The organism is Flavobacterium sp. Flavsp81 (assembly GCF_059491325.1).
In genome coordinates this window covers 4569677-4595111 of record NZ_CP168505.1, presented here as the reverse complement: position 1 = coordinate 4595111, position 25435 = coordinate 4569677, and the positions used below count along the sequence as shown (strand labels likewise).

At 32.5% G+C, this 25435-nt stretch carries 20 protein-coding genes; 8 read left to right on the top strand and 12 right to left on the bottom strand.

Features of this window, described 5'->3' with window-relative positions:
• Positions 1-105 precede the first annotated feature (105 nt).
• The 3 genes from rpsU to ACEN92_RS19290 form a co-directional block, all read right to left on the bottom strand.
• Positions 106-300 (bottom strand): 30S ribosomal protein S21, encoded by a 195-nt coding sequence (rpsU, locus tag ACEN92_RS19300; RefSeq protein WP_007807454.1) that lies wholly within the window; start codon positions 298-300, stop codon positions 106-108.
• 185 nt (positions 301-485) lie between these two features.
• Positions 486-1628 carry an acyl-CoA dehydrogenase family protein gene (locus ACEN92_RS19295; RefSeq protein ID WP_495639952.1) on the bottom strand — a complete coding sequence of 381 codons (1143 nt, stop codon included), beginning with the start codon at positions 1626-1628 and terminating at the stop codon, positions 486-488.
• Between the two features lie 11 nt (positions 1629-1639).
• Entirely contained in the window at positions 1640-2524 is an 885-nt protein-coding gene (locus ACEN92_RS19290) for a ComEA family DNA-binding protein (RefSeq protein ID WP_495639951.1), read from the bottom strand.
• A 269-nt stretch (positions 2525-2793) separates the two neighbouring features.
• Here ACEN92_RS19290 and ACEN92_RS19285 point away from each other — a divergent pair, with 269 nt between their 5' ends.
• Positions 2794-4272 carry an amino acid permease gene (locus ACEN92_RS19285; RefSeq protein WP_495639950.1) on the top strand — a complete coding sequence of 493 codons (1479 nt, stop codon included), beginning with the start codon at positions 2794-2796 and terminating at the stop codon, positions 4270-4272.
• 75 nt (positions 4273-4347) lie between these two features.
• On the opposite strand, the gene ACEN92_RS19280 is transcribed toward ACEN92_RS19285, so the two are convergent.
• The 7 genes from ACEN92_RS19280 to ACEN92_RS19250 all read right to left on the bottom strand — a co-directional run bounded on the left by ACEN92_RS19280 (position 4348) and on the right by ACEN92_RS19250 (position 15945).
• Complete coding sequence (locus tag ACEN92_RS19280; protein WP_007810860.1) at positions 4348-4575, bottom strand: PspC family transcriptional regulator; 228 nt, start codon at positions 4573-4575, stop codon at positions 4348-4350.
• 84 nt (positions 4576-4659) lie between these two features.
• Positions 4660-5931: a DUF2851 family protein gene (locus ACEN92_RS19275; protein ID WP_495639949.1), complete on the bottom strand. Its 1272-nt coding sequence runs from the start codon at positions 5929-5931 to the stop codon at positions 4660-4662.
• A gap of 74 nt (positions 5932-6005) precedes the next feature.
• Positions 6006-6488 (bottom strand): 3'-5' exonuclease, encoded by a 483-nt coding sequence (locus ACEN92_RS19270; protein WP_495639948.1) that lies wholly within the window; start codon positions 6486-6488, stop codon positions 6006-6008.
• A gap of 72 nt (positions 6489-6560) precedes the next feature.
• Positions 6561-8876: a translocation and assembly module lipoprotein TamL gene (tamL, locus tag ACEN92_RS19265; RefSeq protein WP_495639947.1), complete on the bottom strand. Its 2316-nt coding sequence runs from the start codon at positions 8874-8876 to the stop codon at positions 6561-6563.
• A complete protein-coding gene (locus ACEN92_RS19260) occupies positions 8860-13956 on the bottom strand; it encodes a translocation/assembly module TamB domain-containing protein (protein WP_495639946.1) in 5097 nt (1698 codons plus the stop codon). Before ACEN92_RS19260 ends, tamL begins: the two co-directional genes overlap by 17 nt.
• A gap of 156 nt (positions 13957-14112) precedes the next feature.
• The gene (locus ACEN92_RS19255) at positions 14113-15084 is read right to left on the bottom strand and encodes a GSCFA domain-containing protein (RefSeq protein WP_495639945.1); all 972 of its coding nucleotides are present in this window, start codon (positions 15082-15084) and stop codon (positions 14113-14115) included.
• Between the two features lie 93 nt (positions 15085-15177).
• Positions 15178-15945, bottom strand: coding sequence for a hypothetical protein (locus ACEN92_RS19250; RefSeq protein WP_495639944.1), 768 nt, complete (start codon positions 15943-15945; stop codon positions 15178-15180).
• Positions 15946-16234: 289 nt separating this feature from the next.
• On the opposite strand from ACEN92_RS19250, the gene ACEN92_RS19245 reads away from it, so the two are divergent.
• Positions 16235-17980 carry an ABC transporter ATP-binding protein gene (locus ACEN92_RS19245; protein ID WP_495639943.1) on the top strand — a complete coding sequence of 582 codons (1746 nt, stop codon included), beginning with the start codon at positions 16235-16237 and terminating at the stop codon, positions 17978-17980.
• 138 nt (positions 17981-18118) lie between these two features.
• On the opposite strand, the gene ACEN92_RS19240 is transcribed toward ACEN92_RS19245, so the two are convergent.
• Positions 18119-18448: a GxxExxY protein gene (locus ACEN92_RS19240; protein WP_495639942.1), complete on the bottom strand. Its 330-nt coding sequence runs from the start codon at positions 18446-18448 to the stop codon at positions 18119-18121.
• Between the two features lie 108 nt (positions 18449-18556).
• Positions 18557-21193 (bottom strand): alanine--tRNA ligase, encoded by a 2637-nt coding sequence (gene alaS, locus ACEN92_RS19235; protein WP_495639941.1) that lies wholly within the window; start codon positions 21191-21193, stop codon positions 18557-18559.
• 196 nt (positions 21194-21389) lie between these two features.
• Here alaS and ACEN92_RS19230 point away from each other — a divergent pair, with 196 nt between their 5' ends.
• The 6 genes from ACEN92_RS19230 to ACEN92_RS19205 all read left to right on the top strand — a co-directional run bounded on the left by ACEN92_RS19230 (position 21390) and on the right by ACEN92_RS19205 (position 25204).
• A complete protein-coding gene (locus ACEN92_RS19230) occupies positions 21390-22367 on the top strand; it encodes a peptidoglycan DD-metalloendopeptidase family protein (RefSeq protein WP_495639940.1) in 978 nt (325 codons plus the stop codon).
• Positions 22368-22411: 44 nt separating this feature from the next.
• Positions 22412-22744 (top strand): MerR family transcriptional regulator, encoded by a 333-nt coding sequence (locus ACEN92_RS19225; protein ID WP_495639939.1) that lies wholly within the window; start codon positions 22412-22414, stop codon positions 22742-22744.
• 36 nt (positions 22745-22780) lie between these two features.
• Complete coding sequence (locus ACEN92_RS19220; RefSeq protein ID WP_495639938.1) at positions 22781-23362, top strand: LemA family protein; 582 nt, start codon at positions 22781-22783, stop codon at positions 23360-23362.
• A gap of 66 nt (positions 23363-23428) precedes the next feature.
• Positions 23429-23866, top strand: coding sequence for a TPM domain-containing protein (locus ACEN92_RS19215; RefSeq protein WP_495639937.1), 438 nt, complete (start codon positions 23429-23431; stop codon positions 23864-23866).
• 3 nt (positions 23867-23869) lie between these two features.
• Positions 23870-24709, top strand: coding sequence for a TPM domain-containing protein (locus ACEN92_RS19210; RefSeq protein WP_495639936.1), 840 nt, complete (start codon positions 23870-23872; stop codon positions 24707-24709).
• Between the two features lie 81 nt (positions 24710-24790).
• On the top strand, positions 24791-25204 hold the full coding sequence (locus ACEN92_RS19205) for an RrF2 family transcriptional regulator (RefSeq protein ID WP_495639935.1): 414 nt from the start codon (positions 24791-24793) through the stop codon (positions 25202-25204).
• The last annotated feature ends 231 nt before the right edge of the window (positions 25205-25435 follow it).

Genomic DNA, 25435 nt, shown 5'->3' with positions numbered 1-25435 from the left:
GAATTAATGATTTTAAACAAACTCACTATAAAGCATAAAAAAACCGTTAGCATCAAAGTTATAATTTTTTGATGACTAACGGTAATTATTTTACAAAGCTAAATACTAACTTTCTAAACCATCTTTCATGTTTTGAATGTAAGCAGCTTTTTGAATTTGAGCTCTTTTGATAACAGAAGGCTTAATAAAAGCAGTACGTGCTCTTAGTTGACGAACAGTTCCTGTTTTATCAAATTTTCTTTTATAGCGCTTTAATGCTCTATCGATATTTTCTCCGTCTTTAATTGGTATAATTAACATAATATTGACACCTCCTCTCGTTAAGGGTGCAAAAGTATATATTAAATATGAATTATGAGTTATGAATTATGAATTATTTTAAAAAAGACAAAAGAACAAAAGAGAATAGGCTTCATCAAAAAACCAGTTAACTATGCATTTGGATTATTAAAATTCTTTATTCTTTATTCTTTATTCTTTATTCTTTATTCTTTTAATATATTCCTGGCAATTACCAGTTTCTGAATTTCAGTAGTTCCTTCGCCAATGGTACATAATTTAGAGTCCCTGTAAAATTTTTCTACCGGATAATCTTTTGTATACCCATAACCTCCATGAATCTGAACCGCTTCATTAGCTACTTTTACACAAACTTCTGAAGCATACATTTTTGCCATAGCCCCTAATGTTGTAACAGGTTTATGTTCCTGTTTTAAGAATGCCGCTTTATGCAATAGCAATTCTGAAGCTTCTATTTCGGTTGCCATATCTGCTAATTTAAATGAAATTCCCTGAAAACTGCTAATTGGCTGACCAAACTGATACCTTTCTTTTGAATATTTTAGTGCTGCTTCGTATGCCCCTTTTGAAATTCCAAGGGATAAGGCTCCTATTGAAATTCTGCCCCCATCTAATATTTTCATGGCCTGAATAAAACCCTGACCCACTTCTCCTAATCTGTTTGCATCCGGTACGCGGCAATTATCAAAAACCAATTCAGCAGTTTCGCTGGCACGCATTCCTAATTTATTCTCTTTTTTTCCTGAAGTAAATCCCGGCATTCCTTTTTCAAAAACAAAAGCAGTCATTCCTTTTGAATCTCCTTTTTCACCTGTACGAACTATTACTACCGCAATATCTCCGGAAATAGCATGTGTAATAAAGTTTTTCGCTCCGTTTATGATCCAGAAATCACCATCCTTAACCGCCGTTGTGTTCATTCCGCCAGCATCAGAACCTGTATTGTGTTCTGTTAAGCCCCATGCCCCTATATGTTCTGCAGTGGCTAATTTTGGAAGCCATTTTTTCTTTTGTTCTTCATTTCCAAAAGTCAGTATATGGTTTGTACATAATGAATTATGTGCTGCAACCGATAATCCTATTGATGGATCAACTTTTGATATTTCTTCAATAACAGTAATATATTCGTGATACCCCAAACCGGAACCACCATATTCTTCCGGAACTAAAACCCCCATAAAACCCATTTCGCCTAACTGTTTAAACAACTGAATTGGAAAAATCTGTGCTTCATCCCACTCCATTATATAAGGCCTTATATTTTTTTCGGAAAAATCTTTTATAGACTGTGCAATCATTAATTGCGTTTCATTGTAATCAAAATTCATTGTAATCTGTTTTAGAACTCCAAATATAAACCAATTATTTTTGCTTTTTCAACAGGAAAGCCTTTAATTTTTATCAAATCCTCAATATTTTTAATATTTCCGTTCATACTTCTATATGTTACAATTTGTTTTGCCAAAACATATCTAAAGTATGAAAACTGGGCCAGCTCTTTTAAAGACGCATCATTTATGAAGATTTTTTTAATTTTTGGAAAGGACAAAACTTTGAAATGTTTTTTTAATTCGGTAACAACTTCCGAAGAAAGTCCCCAGACATCACTCATTTGTTCCATCGAAACAAAAGCTTCCAAACTTTCTTTTTGTTTTAAAATTCGCAATGATAATCCTTCTCCAATTCCATAAACTTTCATTAAATCTTCCTGTGTTGCCTGATTAATATCCATCACAACAATTTTTTCTTTTTTAGAAAATGATTTCTGCGCATATTGTTTATTAGATATGGAAACATTTTTTTTATTAACCCAATCCGGAAATTTAAAGTAAGGAGAAATACGATTAAACAGAGAATCGGAAACTTTTGTTACTTTTTGAAACTCTTCTGCAGATTTCAAATATTTATTATCTTTTCTGAAAGCTAACAGCCTGTCAATTTCTTTTAAGGACATTCCTAATTTATATCCTTTATAATCTGAAATAAAATTTGGATTAAATGGATAGATTTTTTGTTTTTCCCTATATCTGGCCAATTTTAATGAATCAATTTCTGTTTGCAAAGCCAACCATTCCTGTTTTTCTGAAAGTTTTTCTTCAATCTGGCTAAAATCTGAAAAAAAATAAAAAAACTGTAACCCAATTATTAAAAGTAAAAATAAAAAAATCCCTTTTCGTTGTTGATTTGTAAACTTAAAATAGGAAGCTATGATTCTAAAATTCATTATGTGTAAATTTTTAAGTGCGTTTAAAATATAAATTAAATCAAAAAATATTAATTTATTAAGAAAAATATTAAAAAAATAATATTTATTAATTCTTATTTCTTCTTCACTAGTACAATTTGAATAAAACTTTATTACCTAAAAATGAATAATCGCAGAGATGCTTCTTGAAAAGTTAAATTTTTTATAACTTAAAACTGCATAATTGTTTTTATTTTTTATAAAAAACAATACATTTGAAGCTTAATAACAATAAACCATAAATAAATATGTCTATTTGGAAACGAAAACCATTAGCTCAGCTTTTAGCAGAAGCCGCTGATTCTGAAAAAGGATTAAAAAGAACATTAACCGCCTGGTCATTAATTGCCCTTGGAATTGGAGCCATAATTGGAGCCGGTTTATTTGTAAGAACAGCAACTGCTGCTGCTCAAAGTGCCGGACCATCTGTAACTATTGCATTTATTGTTGCAGCTATTGGATGTGCTTTAGCGGGATTATGTTATGCTGAATTGTCTTCATCTATTCCAATTTCAGGTAGTGCGTACACCTATACTTACGCTACAATGGGAGAATTTTTAGCATGGATAATTGGTTGGGATTTAATTTTGGAATATGCTGTAGGAGCAGCAACTGTTGGGATTGCCTGGAGTGAATATCTCAATAACTTACTGGTCAATGTTTTGCATGTGAGTCCGATACCTTTTTCTCTTTCTCACTCTCCTTTTCAAACTAACCTTGCAACGGGAGAACATGGAGTAATCAATTTACCGGCTTTATTTATTGTCGCAGTTATTAGCTTATTATTAATAAAAGGTATACAGGAATCCGCTTTTGTAAATGGTATTATTGTAATCGTAAAAGTTGCCATTGTAATCCTTATTATAATTATTGGCTGGCATTTTATTAACCCGGTAAACCATACGCCTTATATTCCACAAAGTTCTATTTTTACAGATGAACACGGAATTGATCATAGTTATGGAGGAATTATGGGTATTTTAGGTGCTGCCGGAACAGTTTTCTTTGCTTTCATCGGATTTGATGCTGTCAGTACAGCTGCACAGGAAACTAAAAACCCTAAAAAAGCAATGCCAATTGGTATATTAGGTTCATTAGCAGTTTGTACATTATTATATATCCTGTTTGCTCACGTTTTGACAGGTGTTGCTACAGTTGAAGATTTCAGAACTGGCGGTAAAGAAGCTTCTGTTGCATTTGCAATTAACAAATATATGATTGGATACGAATGGTTAGGGCAATTAGTAACTGTTGCTATTTTGGCAGGATTTTCTTCTGTAATTCTAGTGATGTTATTAGGACAATCCAGAGTATTTTATGCAATGGGTAAAGACGGTTTACTACCAAAAGCTTTTAGTGATATCCATCCAAAATACAAAACTCCATACAAAGCTAACCTTGCAATTTTAGTAATCGTTGGGGCTTTTGCCGCTTTTGTTCCTGGTGACATTGTAGGTGATATGACAAGTATTGGTACTTTATTTGCTTTTGTTCTTGTGTGCATTTCCGTTATTATTTTACGAAAAAAAGAACCTAACATGGTAAGAGAATTTAAAACGCCGTTTGTTCCTTTAATTCCATTATTAGGAGTTGGTGTTTGCTGTGCCATGATGTATGGATTAGGCTGGACCAATTGGTTAAGACTTTTTGTATGGATGGCTATAGGTATCATCATTTATTTCGCATATGGAAAGAAAAATAGTGTTTTAAACAATTCTGAAAAATAATTTTTCAATATATAAAGAAAAGGGATTATAAAGCAAAAGCTTTATAATCCCTTTTTTTATGATTAAAATTGTATGTTACAAATCAAAAACCGAAGTCCGTTTGGCTCTTATTAAATCTTTTAACCGAATCCAGAAAGCTAAAGTAAGATAGACTCCAAAACCTAATCCGGCTGTCACGAACGAAATATAAATAAAAAACAAACGAACGCTGGTTACGCGCATCCCAAGTTTATCAGCCAATCGTGACGAAACATGAAAACCGTATTTTTCGAAAAAGAATTTAAGTTTTAAAATAGCAGACATCTTTTTATTTTAAATTTTAAACAAAAATACAAAATTATCTAATGTACTTATCCCTCCATTTTCCTAATTATAAAATTAAAAACTCTAATTATTTTTCAACAATTCCATTCCTACTGCGCATTTCAGACACCCATTAACATCGCAATATTCTTTTTTAAGTTGTAATAAGGATTGTGTATCAAATGCATTTGCTGATTTAATTCCGAAAGATTTAAATTTTTCAATAATTGAATTTTTTTCCGGGGAAATTTCATCTAAAATAGAGATTAAATCTTCAGATATTGATTCGCCCCTGGCTTTAGAATAAGCAAACTGCAATGGAATAATTGTATTTATCACTAATAAATCTATAAATGAATTAGATAATGTTTTTCTCTTTTTTGGGCTTTCTTTATCAAATTGATAGTGGCTTTGCCAATACAAGCCAGCTGAACTATTTAATAATTTATAAATATCAGTAATAGATTTTAACTCAATAACTTTAGAAAATAAATTCTGATGTTCATGATATAAATTCGCTAATTGCGAAAGTCTTATAGTGGGAAAGTTATCCGGTCGGTGTTTAAAAAACTGAACCGGCTCTATGTAAACTTTTTCTAATTGATATTTATGTAAAAGATAAAAATATCTGAATTTGAGGTCCTTAAAATAAACATCTTCTTTATCCGAATCTAATAATCCTGCGTTTCCAAAAAACAATGCTTCAAGATTTTCCAGCTCAAAACTTTCTTTTCTGATAATCGAAAATGGAATTGCTTTTGCCAATTGCAAAAATGAATTCCCATTGGTATTTAAACCAAAATTCTTTGCCAGAAGACAAAACAGAACAGCTTCCCAATCCTGATTTGTTTCTTCCAATAAATCATAAATAGATTTGGACTTTCGCTCTAATCGCTCAAAAAACAAACGTTCCTGCCAATTTTTAAAGACAAAATTTTCTACCTGAGTAATTTGTTTTTCGCAAAATATCCATGATTTTGGCAGCGTTAAAGAATTGTAGTTTAAAACCATTTCAGAAGAAATATAATCTTTTAAAACCAAAACAGGGATCTCGGTATTATTTTGTCTGAAAATCTCAGCATCATGTTCCCAAACTACATGTAAAATCACATTTTCGTAAGCAGCATCTTTTTCATGATTATGAGCATACCAATCTGAGGATTTTAAATGGATTTCGACATTTCCTGCCCATTTTTGATTTCCAATTTTTATTTGTGCATTGAAAAAATCTGGTCCGGCAAGTTCTAAATAATTTCCGGTATTTATAATTGTAATTTCCTCATGGTTAACAGTTTTTAAATTAAGTGTGTCAAATTTTTTAAACTTCCAGAGATAATGAAGAAAATCTTCTTTCATTTTTTAGACTTTATATTGGTTTACAATATTCTAAAGTACTAAATAAATAGTATTAATATTACAAAATAATTAAATTATCGTAACAAATATAATTTTGCACAGGCTCTTGCATCAGATAATGCTTCATGATGATTAAGCTGAATCTTCATCTCCCGACAGCAATCACTAAGCTTTGCTGGTTTTAATCCTTTGGCTTTGTAAATTTTCACAGTGCATTCCCATCGATTAGCTATATTCAGATCTTCATAATGTAAACCGCAATGAGCCATTGATTTTATTAAAACATTCCGGTCAAAACTTTCGTTATGTGCTACAATTACTTTGTCTTTTAACCTTTTTTCAATTTCAGGATACAATTGCAAAAAAGATTTTGCATTCATTGTATCACGAGGATATATACCATGAACCTGTATCGTGAATGGAGAATATTCATTATTAGGAGGTTTAATTAAAGACACGAACTCATCTACAATTATTCCATTTTCAACAGTAACAATTCCAACAGAACAAGGATGATAGCCTGTTGCTGTTTCAAAATCTATAGCGGTGAAGGTCATTCTTTTTTTTAGCAAATTTAATGTTTTGACAGCTATAAATTATTTTTCGGAAACATTCATTAAAAAATAAGTTTAAAAAGGATATCCAATCGCAATATTAAGAATCAGATTGTCTTTTCTCCATGAACCGCTTCCAAAATTAATATCATCAATTACCCATCTGTCACCCTGGGGTAAATAAGGTTTTCTTAACGGAAATGCTAAATCTGTTCTTAAAATAAGGAAAGACAAATCAAAACGTAATCCTACACCGGCTCCTACGGCAATTTCTTTCATGAAATCTTTAGAAATCTCTGCTCCGGGTTTATTAGGATCAGCATTTAAAAGCCAAATATTCCCGGCATCAAAAAACAAAGCGCCCCTGACAATACTAAATAGTTTTGCCCTGTATTCTGTGCTAAACTCTAATTTCAAATCTCCCGACTGATCCGGTAAATAAGAATTAGTAGTTTCTGTGTTGAGATAACTTCCCGGCCCTAATGATCTGGCCCTAAAGGCACGAATACTATTGGTTCCCCCTACCACAAATTGTTTTGATGTTGGCAAAACACTTGAATTTCCGTACGGTAATCCTGCTCCTACAATAATCCTGCTCGCTAATTCGCTTTCTTTTCCGAGTTTTAAATAATGCCTGAAATCAGTTTTAACTTTTACATATTGACTAAACGGAACATCAAATATTTTTATCGTATCATTCTTTTTGACATTGGCTCCGGTTACCAAACCTGTTATATTTCCCGCTAAATCTAGTTCCCCATTAAAATAGAATGTATTCTTTTTACGTTTTCGCATTGTATTCGTATAAGTATAAGAATACGTTGGACCAAAAATTAATTGTTTTTCTATTACTTTCCCTAAAGATTCATCTTTCTTAATATCTTCCAAATATTCCGGTGTTACATTATTTGGACTCACATAAGTAATATCAACCACATTAAGCTGGTGTTCTTTTCGGATATTCTCTTTCCATAAATATCCAAATGAAGCTTTAAAAGAATTTAAGGAATAAAGCTGTGTTCTGTTTTGATATTCATAGTGAAGTGTTGCCTTGGTTCTGGGTACAAATTCGCTTGGTCCCTGAATACTAAATGGCGAAATAAATCTTGGCCATGTAAGACTGGTTTCTGCTCCGAGTTTATAAATATTTTTTCCGTTATTGGTCCCTGAAAGCTGAAAATCGGCTCCTCCAAATATGGAGACGGTAAGTAATTCGGCCCCTCTAAATAAATTTCTGTTATTCCAGTTTACATTAATTTCTGTACCTGTATAGCTGGCTGAATTCGTTTTACCCAAAACTTCGACACGAATAAATTTTTTAGGCAAAAGTGTCAGATAATAATAGGAATCCAAAGTATTTTTTAAACTGTCTGAAGGTTTGAATTCATTTTTTACAAAATTAAATGTTCCCAGATTCACAAAACGATTCAAAGTAAGATTATGATCCTTCCGATTATATAAATCTCCTTTTTTAAAATAGATTGTCCGGTCAAAAACTCTTGGCTTGAAAGTATCGGCTGTGTCTATAATCGTAAAATCCTTATACTGAACAACATCCTCTTTTTTATATTTAACACTGTCTTTTGAAACTGAAAAATTAGGATAGACAATAATTTTATCAATTTTGTAGGCAACTTTAGCTTTTTCAGGAGTTTCTTCTTTTATTTTTAATTTAATATTTACTTTATAATCTCCTTTTGTGCTGTCAACCTGAGCCAAAATATAATCCGGATTGAAATAATAATATCCTTTTTCCTTTAATCTGGCATCAATACGTTCACGCTCGGCCTTTATAACATCCAGATCATACGGATTTCCTTCTTTCAGTAACGATCGGCGGCTGGTTCTCGCAATTATTTTTCCTAAAGCTGAAGAATCTTCAGGAAATTTGACGTTTTTTATTTTGTATTGTTTTCTCGGTTGAACGGTATATTCTGCTCTTACTCTTTTATTTCTGACAGTTGAATCAGCACTTACCCTGGTTTTAAAATAACCACGGTTTTCTGTAAAATTTCTTAAAACTGCGGCATTGTAATCTAAATCAACCTGACTGAAAAGCACAGGCGGCTCACCCACTTTGGTTCTTAGCCAATGCCTGATTCCTTTATCTTTTTTAGGTTCTCCGGCAATATTGTAAAGCCACAATTTAGGCTTTAGCCCCAATATTTTTTTATTCGGTTTAGGACGCAGTAAACCTTTCAGCTCTTTCTCCAGTACTTTTCTTTCTTTCCTTTTGATAACAGAATCTTTCACTGTAACAGAACCGCCTGTATATAATAAATCACCTTCCGGTAAATATTTAGTATTGCTGCATCCAAAAACAAAAAACAGGGACAGCACTATAAAATATTTTATATATCTGATTTCCATATTTCTATGTTTTTTGCTCATTTCCTTCAATTTGGTCATTCTCTTTATCTTCTTCCTTTTTCTTTTCCTCTTTTTCTTTGCGTTTCTTCTTTTCCTTGCGCAGTTTTTCTTCTCTGATCATTTCTTTTTCTTCTGCACTTCGGTGAAAAAGCTCCCTGAATTTATTATAACTCATTGTAATAATAAAAGCAACTCCTGTTTCTACAACCTGACCTTCAACCGCAACCTGGTACTCATTTTTACGATAGGCCCGAACCATATACCTGCCATCTTTTGTAAGCTGATAATCTAACGCTACGTCTCCCGCAATATTGGTACTTTCTTCATTCGCCCGTTCCTGGCCTTCAACTGCAAAACTGCTTCCCACAGTAACTTTTAATCGGTCATCAAGCAGCTTTTTAGAAACTCCTACATTAAGATCGGTTCTGTTTTCCATCGTCCCGGTAGTGTAATCTTCTGTCGATTCAAGATCAAATTCTAATTGAACTCCACTCACCAATTCTCCTGCAAGATCATTTAATTGCTGTGACAATATTTTGCTCACACTTTGTCTGGCCAATGATTCTGCATTTGTTCCTCCACTTTCACTTGCAAATGGATTTTCACCAATAAATCGATTTAATAATAAAAGTGCAAAAACCTGTTTGTTTAATTCTGCCGGTTCTTGTCGCAATTGTTCCAGTTTTGCCTGTGAAGCTGTCACTATATCTGATGAAACATTATAATTCCCGTCAGGAAGAATAATATCAAAAGTAATTTCCGGTTTCAATAATTCACCTTTCATTTTTAATAAAGTCTGAAAAGGGATTTTTTGTTTATATGTATTTTTCACTGTAGGACTAACAGCTCCCAACTGGTTTCCGAGTAAATCGATTGGTGCAGCTTCTACTTTATAAATAGCTGTAATATTTAAAGTAGCCATAGTTGGTTCACCGTTCCATATAATGTAACTTCCTTTCTGAATATTAAATTTTCTTCGGATGGCATTGAAATTCATCTCATACGCTCCTTCTGTAAATTCATATTTACCTGTCAGTGTTGTTTTTCCGGAAGGATCAATTCCTCCTGTAAGTCGGGCCTCCCCTTTCAGGTTAAGATAATCCCCGTTTCCTTTATCAATAATCAAAGTAAGTTCAGCTTCCTTATCTATAGAAATATCAACGCTCACATCCATACCTTTTAACTCCGACTGATTGAGTTTTTTCTCCATTTCGACAGTTTGTTTCAGATATAAATTATCTTCATTTACAAATTCTACAATTCCTTCCCTGTCTGCAATTGAAGGATCTGACTGCGGTAAAACAACCGAAAATTTGGTCTCTTCATTTATTTTGATATTCCCGCCAATAACCGGGCTTTCAAGTGTCCCTTTTATGTTCAGTTTTGTGTCTAAAAATAAATCTCCGTAAAATAAATCATTGTCAGCAGCTTTAGAATGTATTGCTCTGAAATCATCTGCAATAACTGTTAAATTAAAATTGTAATTTTTAAAATCAGGAGATTGGATTGTACCGTTTACTGCTAATTCATTATCGTTTTCATCAAAAAGTGTAAACTTATCAAACGTAATTATATCATTATTAAAAGTGATTTTTTCATTGTCAGTTTTAAAATACGAATTGAGCTGTGTGATTCTGAAACCAGTATCATTAAAGTTTAACTCACCTGAAACTTTCGGTGCTGTTGCGCTTCCGGTAATTTTGAAATTTCCTGATAAATAACCGGTGCCATCAGTAACATTCCCCATCGTAAAGCCCTGAATACTTTTAATATTCAGCTTATTAATGTCCGTATTAAAATCTAAATTGCCATCATTGATTCTGTAATTTCCATTCAGATTAACATCGTTACCTTCTCCGCTCACTGTAATATCTGCCGCCAATAAATTATTGGTTTTATTATCGACTTTTATAGCAATATCTCCCACAGGCTCACCTCTAAAAGCGAAATCATCTATTTTTAAATCCGAAGTAAAAGTTGGGTTTGTCATTACATTTTCAACCACCGCATTTCCATTAATCAAACCTTGCATCAATAATTTATCTTTTTTGACCATATTCATAATAGTCTCGATTTTGAAATTCACAAAATCAACCTGCAATGGTGCATTGTTCTGAGTTCCCTGTGACTGAATCTTCAATTCGTTTCCGGCATTATCCAGATAAAACTTATTGACATAAAGCCTTTTATCTCCCAGTTCAATAGCATTTTCAGGATCTATATTCCATTTATCATAATTAAGGACGAAATTTTCAGCATCAATTTTAAAGATGTTTTTAGAATCCTCTGTTTTAAATTCGCCGGCAATAAAATACTGCTGCTTGTCTTTTACATCTTTTACCTCAAGCGCATATGTCAGGATATTGTTTTGAATTTCTCCGGATAGACTCGTGAACGGAATTTTTAAAGAACCACTTTCAATCGTTGCTACAGAAATCTGATATTCTAAAGCATTTTCTTTGGCTTCAATATTTATTTTTCCATCGGCGATTGTGTTATTCGCGTATACAATTCTCGGAATCGTTCCTTTTATTTCTAACGAATCGGTCACGTTATTATATTTCCCTGTAATTTTTATCGGTTCCAAACCTGTCAATTTCGGAATCATTCTAAAAAGTACCGGATCATTATCTACAGTTAATGTAAAAGCCAATCGTTGTTCATCATTTTCTCCATTTGCCTTTGGATTTCTTAAATCAATATATTTTGACAATGATTTTTTTATTGCCGACACTAAAGTTGTTAACTTATATTTTCCATCCACTTCTGCTTTTAGAAACTGAGATGAAACTTTAATATTATTTCGGGTATTATCTGAAAAAGCAATTATACGAACCGAATCCAATACAACCGGTTCTGCTTGCTGCAAAATCTGAATATTCGAAAGAAATACTTTTCCGTTTAAAAAATCCGGATTACTGTTGGCGATATCCGCATCGACATTTCCACGTAGTTTCATCGGGCCTGCATGAAGGTTCAGTTTTTCGAGATCGGCAATATCAAGGTTTAATTTTAATTTTATTGATGGATATTTGTCTTTTGTGTCTCCGCTTGCTGTCAGGTTAAAATTCAGATTTGGATCTTTCATTCCTGATTTTACCGCGAAAGATCCATTTTCGATATTTCCTTTTAAGGCTAAATCTCTGTAGGTATATCTGTTAAATACCGCTTTCTGAACAATCCCGTCCAATTTCGCCTGAGCTGTCTTTGGGTCGAGGCCTGTTCCTTTTACTTTCGCTTTAAGCGTAATTTTTCCAATTGAATTATTTTTGATTAATCTGCCTAAATCAAAATCAAGTAAATAAACGGTTGCATCGTATTTCTCTCTTTTTTTGATACGCTGATCAAACAGAGCATTTACTTTTGCATTTCCAAAACTACTGTTTAAAGCGAGATTGGTTTTGAAATTCTGAACAGAACCTTTAAATTTTCCGATCAAATTAAACTGAGATGGCAATTGAATATTCTTCGGAATTGTTCCTGCCGGCATAAAAGAATATACATCTTTAGAAGTGCTTGACAGTTTTTTAATATCCAAATCGTAATAGGCTTTCTGAGCATCAGGTAAACCGATAATTTTCCCAGAAAGGGAAACTCTCGTTGTACCGATTCCACTCATTTCAAACTGTGGAATATTCAAATCCTTTATTTTTCCACTCAAGCGTGTATTCAAATACAAAATAGCATTAGGATTGTCTTTAAACGGATTTGTTTTTTGTAAAGCAGGTGCAAATAATAAAATGTCTTTAAAACCAACTTTTGAATCTTTTAAATTGGCATCGATACCAAGATTTGCAATATCTTTTTTTAATGCGGCAAGCGATGAATATTTTAGCCTGATTTTATTCTGCAAAAGGGTTTGAGGTGTCCTCGCATATAAATTTTCAAGCGATGCATATTTAGGTCCATAAAAAAAATCTGTTTTTAAGGACTGAATATTCAAACCCCGCTTTTCATTTGCAGCAAGCGATTTTATATTTCCGGAAATCGTATCGTTTCCGTAATATAACTTCTCAGCTTTAAGATTGAATTTACTTAAATCCAAATGGCTGTAATCAATTCCGCTTTGCGTTGGTTTTGATTGCATATCATCAAATCTGAAAGCTATATTCTGTATATCAACATCATTTAGTCTTACTTTCCAGCCTGATTGTTTGATTGACGTCGAATCTAAACTTGGGGTTTTTATTTGTTTATCTTTCGCTCCCAGTCTCAGATTTCCTTTTAGATTTTTTAATTCGAAAGTATTAAAATCCAATAGCTGTTTGTTTAAATCTATTTCATTAACTGATAAATTCAAACTGCCCAACTTTATTCCTGAGTCTAACTTCGAATCCTTATTATCGTATGAAACATCAATTTTTGATAAATTGATTTTGCCTAATTTTAATTTAAAATCTTTTCTTTTTGAGATTGTATCGACAGTTTTCACGGAAACTTCAGCAATTTTTTCTACAGCATCCTGATTCAAAATCAGTTTCAACCCATTTAAATTAATATTCGGAATATTAAAATCCATTTTATCTAAGTCAAACTTTTTGAAATGAGTATCAAAATGAGCAACATTTACGCGAACATCATTTTTAGAAAAATCATCTTTAAAATTAAACTTAACATTATCCAGATTTACTTTTACAACAGATATTTTAAAAGGTTTGCTATCCGGATCTTTAGGCTCTTTAGACTCAAAGGCTTTAATAATGTAATCAAAGTTAAAAACACCGTCTTTATTTCGCGAAATATTAGCTTTTACATTTTCAAGTGAAATAGAATTGATTTCGAGTTCGCTGCTTATAAGTTTAAATAAATCGACATCTACTTCTAAACGTTTACCACTTAATAAAGTATCTTTTTTTTGGTCTTCAAAATAAAACCCTTCCAAAACAACATCTTTAGGGAATTTAATTGCTATCCGATCCAGGGAAACTTTAGTTTTAATCTTTTTATGCAGATAGGTAATCGCTTTGTCTTTTGCAAAATTCTGTATTGATGGAATCTGAATTAAAATCGTAAGAAGAAGTAAAAGTGCAACTATCGAAACTACACACCAAAGTAGCACACGCAGTGTTTTTTTTAGAAAATGAATTGATTTCTTATTCATACGTCATAAAACACGTTAGATTAAAATTACGTTATTGAAAGTATTCTTCCAGTCTACAAAATTGTGGAATTTATAGTTTAACAATTTACATAATTACACGCAATTATTCTAAAATTTTATTGACAAATAATTATTTTCTTACTTATTTTCGAATTTTTAAAATTTTATATTGGGCAATTTTTCGCCTAACGACTTAATTTTTTGTTGCAGTTTAGCTAAGAATTTTTGATGCTGTTCGGATTCAGAATTGAAGCTTCGGTGACGCAGGCTTTTTTGAATTTCATCAACTTCCTGCATAATTAAAATACTTTCCGGTAAAATATAATTTTCGCTGAATAGTTTCCAGATATAATCGATTGCCATCTGATTGGGATGCAGCATATCTTCACCATAAAAACGATAATCGCGAAGTTCATCCATCATGATTTCGTACGACGGAAAATAGTCAGTAGTTAAAAGCCTTCGACTCCGTTCAGGATTACAAAAATTTAAGATTTTATGAATTGCAGCAAATAAATGAGATTTACTTAACTGGTTTTGTATAAATCCATCTTTGATATGACGCACCGGTGAAACGGTAAATATGAATTGTACATTTGAATTTATACTATGAATTAAATTGATTGTATTTTGGATGCTTTTCTGAATTACATCAACCGATAATAACTCTTTTGAAAATTGTTTTTGAGGGACTTTATGGCAATTTGCTACAATTTGTTCACTTTCGACATTGCTGTAAATCCAGGAAGTCCCGTAGGTAATAATGATGTGACTGGAATTTTTTAACTGATGGTTTGTTACTTCAATAGTTTTATTTAAGGTTTCAAGTAATTCTTCCCTATCCGAATTGCTTAAATCCGAATGTACTTCAAAGCAATGCCAGCGCTCATTATGAAAAAAAACATCTTTTTCGGTAAATAATTCCTGCTCAACAACTCTTCTGATTATTCTCTCAATCGAAACCGGATTAAAAATAATCCCAAAAGGATTTGTTTCATTTTGAAACTTGAAATAATCAAATTTCTGCGCCATATTTTCTGCAAAGCAAGAACCAAAAGAAAGTATCTTCGAATTATAATCGATTGGCGAATTACTTTTTGAAATTGGTATTTGGGTTCTGAATTGCATGTCTTTTATTTTAAAACAAATTTCGTCTTTTTTTATAAAAAAAGCCAAATACTAAAAGCATTTGGTTTTTAAATTTAGAATTTTATTTGGACACTAATAAGCATATTCTGTAGTATCCTCTCCGTCATTAAACAAATTAATCTCAACTTGTTTTACAGGATACCCCATATCATTATATTCATAAGTATAGGTAAAAATATTAGTAGACCCAGACTCTCCATTATTGTAAACATTCGTCATTTTGGTAACGTTATTAAGGCTGACAGTAGTATCGTAATCAATAAGTAAATTATATCCTAAAACATTTTTAAATGGACTATTTTTTGTATCGTATTCATAAGTCTTACTATATGACGAACCCCCTTTATAATTTTCTGTCTTTTTTACAAGGTTTCCTCCGGAATATGTCAAAACTCCTTCTGAAGTTTTATTATCATCAATAGTATTTACATCTGAATATGTAACATAAGATATAGTTCCATCATTATTATGGGTATATACAGTTTTAGATATATAAGTATGATCTCCAGATATTTCAGTTAATAAATCTATCTTTAATTTACCATTTTCATAAGTAAACTCGTTAGTAGAACTAATATTTCCTTCTGATGCAAAATCTTCTATTTTTGTAATCAAATCACCTGTATAGGTATAAACTTCTTTATCACTTGCGGAGTAACCGGCGCTTACAATTTTGTTTCCATTATAAACAATAACCGCTTTATCATTATCTCCTTCCGCATCAGAATATTTATAAGTTACTGTTTTAGGTAAGATTAAATTTTCTGAATTTTCATCATCACTTGAACAAGAAGTTAAGACTAAAGCTAAAGCACCAAAAAGGCATAAAATTTTTTTCATTTTTGCAGATTAAATTATTTATATTTTCTGCAAATGAAACAAAATCAACATAAAAAACCTAATCTATTTTAACAATAAAAAAGCTAAATAATTATTAGAATGATTATTTTCACGAACCTCTTTTATAACTTTCTTAAATACAATCCTGTAAGTTATTTATTAGTTGTTTTAAAATGAAATGCTTGTTATTCATAAAATCATAAAAATTAACTTTTAAATACAAATTAATGAGCATTACAAACCTAATCTATTTACTACTTTTGCATCTTCCATAAATTATAATTCACTTATGAAATTATTATATTCTTATATAGTCAAACATAAAATGCTATTGCTTTTTGCTTTGATTATGGCTTCAATAAATATCTGTTTCAGCTTATCTGATTCGATTATTACCGGTAAATTAATGCAGGATTGTGGTGTTGGACTGGCAAAATACAAAGGAAATGAAATGGGATTTATAAAATCATTGTCTTTTTGGCTCGGTCTTTCGCTTGGTGCCGCTATGATTTCGAGAATTACCAAAAATTTTCAGGACTATTTTACCAATGTCGTTATCCAGAGAACCGGCGCTCAGATGTATACGGACGGAATTAAAAAATCACTCGATTTGCCGTATGCTGAATTTGAAGACCAACGCAGCGGTGAAACATTAAGCAAATTAACCAAAGTACGTTCTGATTCAGAAAAATTAATTACACTTTCTATTTCCTTAATTTTTCAAACCATAATCGGATTCATATTTGTAATTCTTTACGTTGCCCGAATTGATTACCGTATTTCAATCATATTTTTAATTACCGCTCCTATAATTGCTTTAATCAGTTCCTATTTGGGTAAAAAAATAAAGATCGTTTCCCGAAAAATTGTCAATCAAACCAATACACTGGCAGGCTCTACTACTGAAAGTTTAAGAAACATTGAGCTTGTAAAAAGCCTTGGATTAACCTATCAGGAAGAAAAGCGTTTGAATTTAAATACTTTTAAAATTTTGCATCTTGAATTGGAAAAAATCCGATTCATCAGAAGTTTGAGTTTTATCCAGGGTACAACCGTTCACTTTCTAAGAACCTGTGTTGTTTTCACTTTATATTATTTCTTATTTGGAGATAAAATTATTGTTGGTGATTTACTGACAATGGTGTTTTTTACTTTTTTTATTTTTGGTCCGCTTCAGGAATTAGGAAATTTCATCATTGCAGTTAATGAAACCAAAGTGTCTATGGAAAACTTTAAAACCTTATTGAGCGCTCCAAAAGAATTCCGCCCAAAGAATCCAAAACATATTGGAGCTATCCAGTCCTTACTTTTTTCTAATGTAAGTTTCAAACATAAAACTGCCAAATTCAAAGCCGTAGAAAACATTAATTTTGATATTAAACAAGGAGAAACTGTCGCCTTTGTAGGCCCTTCAGGTTCAGGAAAAACAACTTTGGTGAAATTACTGGTTGGGTTATATGTTCCCGCTGAAGGAAGGGTGCTTTATAATAATATTGATTCTACCGAAATTGATTTATTAGATTTAAGAAAACAATTAGGATTTGTAACTCAGGATGCCCAGTTATTTTCAGGAACAATTCGGGAAAACTTATTATTTGTAAAACCAAATGCAACCGATGAAGATTTGTATGATGCCTTAAAAAGAGCAAGTTGTGAAAAATTGCTGATTCGTGCAGAAGATGGTTTAAACACTACAATTGGCGAAGGCGGAATGAAAGTTTCCGGTGGTGAGAAACAACGTTTGTCAATTGCCCGCGCTATTTTGAGAAATCCGAATTTATTGATATTTGATGAAGCAACTTCTGCATTGGATTCTATCACCGAAGAAGAAATCAATGCGACTATCCGAAATATCTCAGACAAAAACAGAATCACCGTTTTAATTGCACACCGATTATCTACCGTAATGCATGCTGATAAAATATTTGTGTTAGAACAAGGCAAAATTATCGAGCAAGGTAAACATGAGTATTTAATTGTTGAGAAAGGATTGTATTATGCGATGTGGCGCCAGCAAATTGGGGAACGTAAGTAAAGTTTTTTTAATCTCGCAAAGACGCAAAGACGCAAAGTTTTTTTTTTAATTTACTGCTCTGCATTTTTTTAATCTATTAAGAAAACAATTTAAAGATTACTAACAACCCTTGTAATACCAACTTTAATGATTGGTACATTAAAAATTTATTAGAAGTCCTAATTTCATGTTAGTAATTTTAAGGTATGTCAAAACTTGTTTCGCATGAACGTTTGATACTTGTTCAATTGATTTTATTTCTAAAATAACTTTATTCTCAACTATTAAGTCAGCTCTAAAACCAATATCTAAAACAATTTCATCCCAGATAACAGGAAGTGGCTTTTGTCTTTCTACTAATAAACCTCGTTTTTTTAATTCATGATTCAATATTGCTTCATAAACTGATTCTAATAAACCCGGACCAAGTTTTACATGTATTTTATAGCACACATCAACTACTATTGCTGAAATCTCATTTTCTGTCATATTTAAAAATTAAAGTATAAACCTACAAAAATAAAATTATTTAATTAAAAAAGTCGCAAAGCATTTAAAAACTTTGCGACTTTGCGTCTTTGCGAGATTAAAACAATTCTATTTCACAAACTCAATAGCCTTAACCAAAGCCTCGGCAACTCCACCTGCATTTTTACCTTTTCCGGATGCGAAGAAAGGCTGTCCTCCTCCATTTCCTTCAATATACTTTCCTAATTCTTTAATAACCGCATTTGCATTTAAGTTTTTGCCAGCTACCAATTCTTTAGAAATATAACAATGAATATTTGGAAGGCCTTCTTCAACAGAAGCTAAAAACACAAATGAATCAGCTTTTGAACTTCCTAAGGCAGAAGCTAAATCTTTAGTCGATGCCATACTCAAATCTACTTGTTTTGAAAGGAAATTGATTCCGTTTATTTCCTGGAAATCCTTCTCCAATTCTGTTTTTAATGCGTTTACTTTTTCTTTAAGTAATTGCTCAACCTGTTTTTTTAGTTTCGCATTATCTTCCTGCAAAGAAGCCACTGATTTTAAAATATCCTGAGGATTTTTTAATGTTTCTTTTATTTCGGATAATGTATTCTCCTGATTTTGATAAAAGTTTTTTACCGCATCGCCTGTAATCGCTTCAATACGACGAATTCCAGCTGCGACCGCACCTTCGGAAATAATTTTGAATTGCCAGATTTCTGCTGTGTTTTTCACGTGAATGCCGCCACAAAGTTCTTTACTTTCACCAAATTCAATCATGCGGACATTATCTCCATACTTCTCTCCAAACAATGCCATTGCACCTTTATCCAAAGCTTCCTTAATTGGAATATTTCTGTGTTCTACTAATTGCAATTGTGCTTCAATTTGTGCATTTACACTTGTTTCTACCTGACGTAATTCTTCATCTGAAACTTTAGAAAAATGCGAAAAATCAAAACGCAAATAGTTTGGGTTTACCAATGAACCTTTTTGCTCTACGTGAGTTCCCAGAAGGTTTCTTAAAGCCAAATGCATTAAATGCGTAGCGGAGTGATTTTTAGAAGTCGAACTTCTTAAATCGGTATTTACTTTTGCTACAAAACCAGCTTCGATATTTTCCGGCAATTGTTTTGCAAAATGCAAAATCAAATTGTTCTCTTTTTTGGTGTCTATGATTTCGATAGTTTCGTTTGCAGAAACCAAAGTTCCTTTATCACCAACTTGTCCTCCACCTTCCGGATAAAAAGGCGTATTATCTAAAACAATTTGATACAAAATACCATCCTTTTTAGAATCAACTTTTCTAATACGGGTGATTTTCACTTCGTTTTCTGTTTTATCATAACCAACAAATGCTTCTACATTTCCGGGAATCAAAACAGACCAGTCTTCTGTCGAAACTTCTGATGCGGCGCGTGAACGATTTTTTTGTTCCTGCATTGAGGCATCAAATTCTGCTTCGTTAAAAGACATATTTTTTTCTTTCAGAATCAAAGCAGTCAAATCTTTGGGAAAACCAAAAGTATCATACAATTCAAAAGCTTTTGCTCCGGAAACTTCTAAACCGGTAGTTTGTGCAATTACATTATCCAACAATTGTAAACCCTGATCTAAAGTTCTTAAGAAAGAAGCTTCTTCTTCACGGATTACATTGGTAACGAATTGTTGCTGTGATTTGATTTCAGGGAAAAAATCCCCCATTTGATTTGCCAAAACTTCTACCAATTTATTGATAAAAGGCTCTTTCGTATTTAAGAATGTAAATCCGTAACGAATCGCACGACGCAAAATTCTGCGAATTACATAACCTGCTCCGGTGTTTGATGGTAATTGTCCATCAGCAATTGCAAACGCAACCGCACGAACGTGATCTACAACTACACGAATCGCAATATTGGTTTTATTTTGTTCTTCACTAATATTTTTTACTTCGTCAGATGTATATTTTAAACCTGTAATTTGTTCTACTTTTTCAATAAGCGGTGTAAAAACATCTGTATCATAATTTGATGTTTTTCCTTGCAAAGCCATACACAAACGCTCAAATCCCATTCCGGTATCAACGTGCTGTGCAGGAAGTTTTTCTAATGAACCATCAGCTTTACGGTTGAACTCCATGAATACATTATTCCAGATTTCAACTACTTGGGGATGATCGTTATTCACAAGACTTTTACCTGTAACCAATGCTTTTTCAGCTTCCGGACGTAAATCAACGTGAATTTCAGAACAAGGCCCGCAGGGTCCCTGGTCTCCCATTTCCCAGAAATTATCTTTTTTATTTCCAAGAATAATTCGGTCTTCGTCGATTAATGTTTTCCAGATATCCCAAGCCTCCTGATCAAAAGGAACATTGTCTTCCTTACTTCCTTCAAAAACAGAAACATAAAGATTTTCTTTTGGAATTTTATAAACTTCTGTCAATAATTGCCATGCCCAGTTGATTGCTTCTTTTTTGAAATAATCTCCAAAAGACCAGTTTCCAAGCATCTCAAACATAGTATGATGATAAGTATCAAAACCTACATCTTCAAGATCGTTATGTTTTCCTGAAACGCGAAGACATTTTTGCGTATCGGCAATTCTTTTACTTTTTGGAGTTCCGTTTCCTAAAAAATATTCTTTAAACTGGGCCATTCCCGAGTTATTGAACATAAGGGTTGGATCGTCTTTAAGCACGATTGGAGCCGATGGAACAATTAAGTGTCCGTTGCTCTGAAAAAAGTCTAAAAATTGTTTACGTACGTCTTGTGATTTCATATTTTAATTCGAAAAGGTGACAATTTGAAAATGTGATAATTAAAAATAAAATTTTATAATTAATTATCTAATTACCCCGTTACCTAATTATCTAATTGTTTTTTATTCTTGAAAAAAAGCGTTGAACAACTGAAACATTTATTAAATTTGTTCTACTAACATTTTTACGGTGTGCAAAAATAGGGTATTTTAAAATATGGCGAAAGTAAAATATTATTACGATTCAGAAAATCTGGCGTATACGAAAATAAAAACCAAAAAGCGCATTAAATTAGGGTTTGCCATTTTGTTTTTAGTAGCTGCAGGTTTATTCGGATTTTTATCTTTTGTCATCTTATTGAATACTCCTTATTTTGAAACGCCAAAAGATCGTTATCAGGCTCGTGAAATTGAGAACCTGAAGTTGCAATATGCCATATTGAATAAAAAATTGGATGAAATTGACGATGTAGCCCAGGCTCTTGAAAACAGAGACAATAATATTTACAGAGTCTATTTTAACAGATCGGAAATTCCCGACTCCATTCGAAAATCAGGATTTAAAGATCTGAACAGATATAAAGACCTGGAGGGGTATAATAATTCGAAATTGGTAATGACGACTACAAAACGTATTGATCAGTTGTCAAAGCAATTGGCAATTCAGTCAAAATCATTAGATGAAATTTTGAAATTGGCAGGCATGAAAAAAAATTTATTATTGGCGATTCCGGCAATACAACCTGTTCGTAATGAGAATCTAAAACAAATGGCTTCAGGTTTTGGATATAGGACTGATCCTTTTACAAAAGTTCGGAAAATGCATAATGGAATGGATTTTGCTGCAAACACCGGATCACCAATATATGCCACAGGCGATGGTGTTGTTGCCAGAGCTGACAATTCGGCATCAGGATATGGAAATCATATTGTTATTAGACACGGATTTGGATACGAAAGTTTGTATGCACATTTAAGCAAATACAATTGCAGGTCAGGACAACATGTAAAACGCGGTGACGTTATAGGTTATGTAGGAAGCACCGGCCGATCTGAAGGGCCTCATTGTCATTATGAAGTACATAAAGACGGAAAAGTCGTGAATCCGCTGAATTTTTACTACGGAAATATTTCAGCGGTAGAATATGTGGCAATTTCAAAATTAGCCAATCAGGAAAATCAATCATTAGACTAATATTTGAAAGTATTAGGTTGTAAATAAAAATAAAGCGAAACATCATGCATATTGAGCTTTCAAAAGATAAAAGATATTACAGTATTGGTGAAGTTGCCAGGGCTTTTAATGTTAATGCTTCTTTAATTCGGTTTTGGGACAGTGAATTTGATATCCTTAAACCTAAAAAGAATGCAAAAGGCAACAGAATGTTTACACCGGAAGATATAACCAATCTGCAATTGATTTATCATTTGGTCAAAGAACGCGGTTTTACGCTTGAAGGTGCTAAAATACATTTGAAAGAAGGGCAAAAGAAAACATTAGATAAATTCGAAATAATACGTAAATTAGAGACCATAAAAACACAATTAACAGATATCAAAAACGAATTGTAACAAAATAATTAAAACAAACTTAAAATAAAAACAGATATGAAAAAATGGTTAATCCCCGTAGGAATTATTGTAGTATTAATTGCAATTATTGCTTTTTGGTCTATCGGAATCAAAAATACCGGTTTAAAATACAATCAGGCAGTTAGTAAAGAATGGGGAAATGTGCAAACAGCTTACCAAAGAAGAAATGATCTTATTGGAAATTTAGTAAATACTGTAAAAGGTGCCGCGGATTTCGAAAAATCAACATTAACAGCTGTTATCGAAGCTCGTGCAAAAGCTACATCTGTAACAATTGATCCTGCAAATGTAACTCCGGAACAATTAGCGCAATTTAATCAGGCCCAAAGTGGTGTATCCTCTTCTTTATCAAGATTATTGGTATCTGTAGAGCAATATCCAACATTAAAAGCCAATGAAAATTTCCTGAAATTACAAGATGAGCTGGCAAGTACTGAAAATCAGATTCTGACAGCAAGAACACGTTTTAATGAAACTGTACAGGAATATAATGGTTATATACTTTCTATACCAAACAAATGGTTCCTGGATTATAAAGAAAAACCATATTTTGAAGCTTCGACAGGTGCTGATAAACCAGTTGAGGTAAAATTCTAAAAAGATGTAATATTTTAGATAATAATTAAATCTAAAATCAACAATCTAAACTCTAAAATAATTCAAATGTCAAAAGTAGAAGATTTTTTATCTAAAGAAGATGAGCAGGAAATTATTGAAGCTATTCGCGTGGCTGAAAAAAATACTTCTGGCGAAATTAGAGTACATATAGAACAAACAACTTCTAAAGTTCTTTTTGACAGGGCTTTAGAAGTTTTTCATGAATTAAAAATGGATGAAACACAGCTTAAAAATGGTGTTTTGTTTTACTTTGCCGTAGCTGATAAAAAATTTGTCATTTGTGGTGACAAAGGCATAAATGATGTTGTTCCATCAGATTTTTGGGATACTACCAAAGACATCATGGCAGCACAATTCAAATCAGGAAATTTTAAAAAAGGTATTGTTGACGGCATTTTAAGTGCAGGTGAACAGTTAAAAAAGAACTTCCCCTGGTCTGAAAACGACACCAACGAATTATCAAACGAAATATCAAAAGGATAAATAATGAAAATTTTCAAAAATAAAATCTCAAATTCCAACAGAATTTTTAAGTTTACCTTTTTGCTATTAGCGTTTTTTACCTGTAATGCTATTTTTGCCCAGTTTACTATTCCCGAAAAACCAAGCTTTCAAACTTCGGTTTACGATTATGCGAATGTTTTAAATGCGTCTGAAAAAAAGCAATTAGAAGAAAAACTGATTCACTATTCTGATTCTACAACAACTCAAATTGTAGTTATAACAATTGAAAGTTTACAGAATGAAGATGTTAGTCAGCTTGCTACAAAATGGGGACAGACCTGGGGAATTGGAGGAACAGCAAAAGATGACAATGGTGTTATTATTTTACTGGCCAAAAAAGAAAGAAAAATTGCCATCAATCCCGGTTATGGTTTAGAAGACAGATTAACAGCAGGCATTGGCGGTGAAATTATACGAAACATTATTGTTCCGGAATTTAAGGCTGGAAGTTATTATAACGGCCTCGACAAAGGAACTAATGCTATAATTGATGTTTTTAAAGGAAAATATAAAGGCGAACGCAAGCAAACCAAAAAAGGAAAAGATTTCCCTATCCTTCCTTTTATTGTTATTGTAGTAATTGTGTTAATTTTGATTTCCCGAAGCAAAAAAGGCGGAGGAGGAAATTCAGGCAATAGTGGCGGTGGCCCCAGCCTAATGGATGTTATTCTTTTAAGTAGTCTTGGCAGAAGCAGCGGAGGCGGATTTGGAGGTTTTGGCGGCGGATCATCCGGAGGTGGTTTTGGCGGAGGCGGCGGTGGCTTCGGTGGAGGATTTGGCGGAGGTGGATTCTCTGGTGGAGGTTCTAGCGGAGGCTGGTAAATCTTTGGTTTCAGGTTTAAACTAAAAATGTATTTTTAGTTTAATAAATAAAAAGCAAATAGTAATAAATAATAACAATACATGTTATCACACAAAGCAAAATACGCTCTTAAGGCCTTACTTTATTTAGCGGAACAGGACGAAAATCACATTTCTAAAACAATAGAAATTGCTGATGGCGCCAATATTCCGAAAAAGTTTTTAGAGCAAATTTTATTAGATCTGAAACGAGGACGTTTTGTGAGCAGCAAACAAGGAAAATTTGGCGGATATTATCTGATAAAATCTAAAAATGATATCACTTTGGCCGAAATTCACCGTTTATTTGACGGTGCAATTGCACTTTTGCCTTGTGCTTCCTTAAATTTTTATGAAGCTTGTGCTGACTGTAAAACTGAGGATGAATGCAGTCTGCGTCACGGTTTAATGATTATTCGCGATGAAACTTTGAAAGCGATGCAAGGCATTACTATCGCCTCATTGATAAAAAAATAAAAAAATATTTTTTATATTCTACTATATTTATAGAACTTGTGTATATTTGCCAAAAAAATAATTAACAAACATTCACAAATTTTTTAACTCATGAAAATACATTTAAGCAATTCGGGTGTATCAAAAATTCTTTTGCAAAATAACCTTAAGAAAAACTTCATTTCAATAAGAAACAATTCATTTATGATATGTATGTGTTGGTAAAAAAAATTTAATTTTAATTCTACTAAT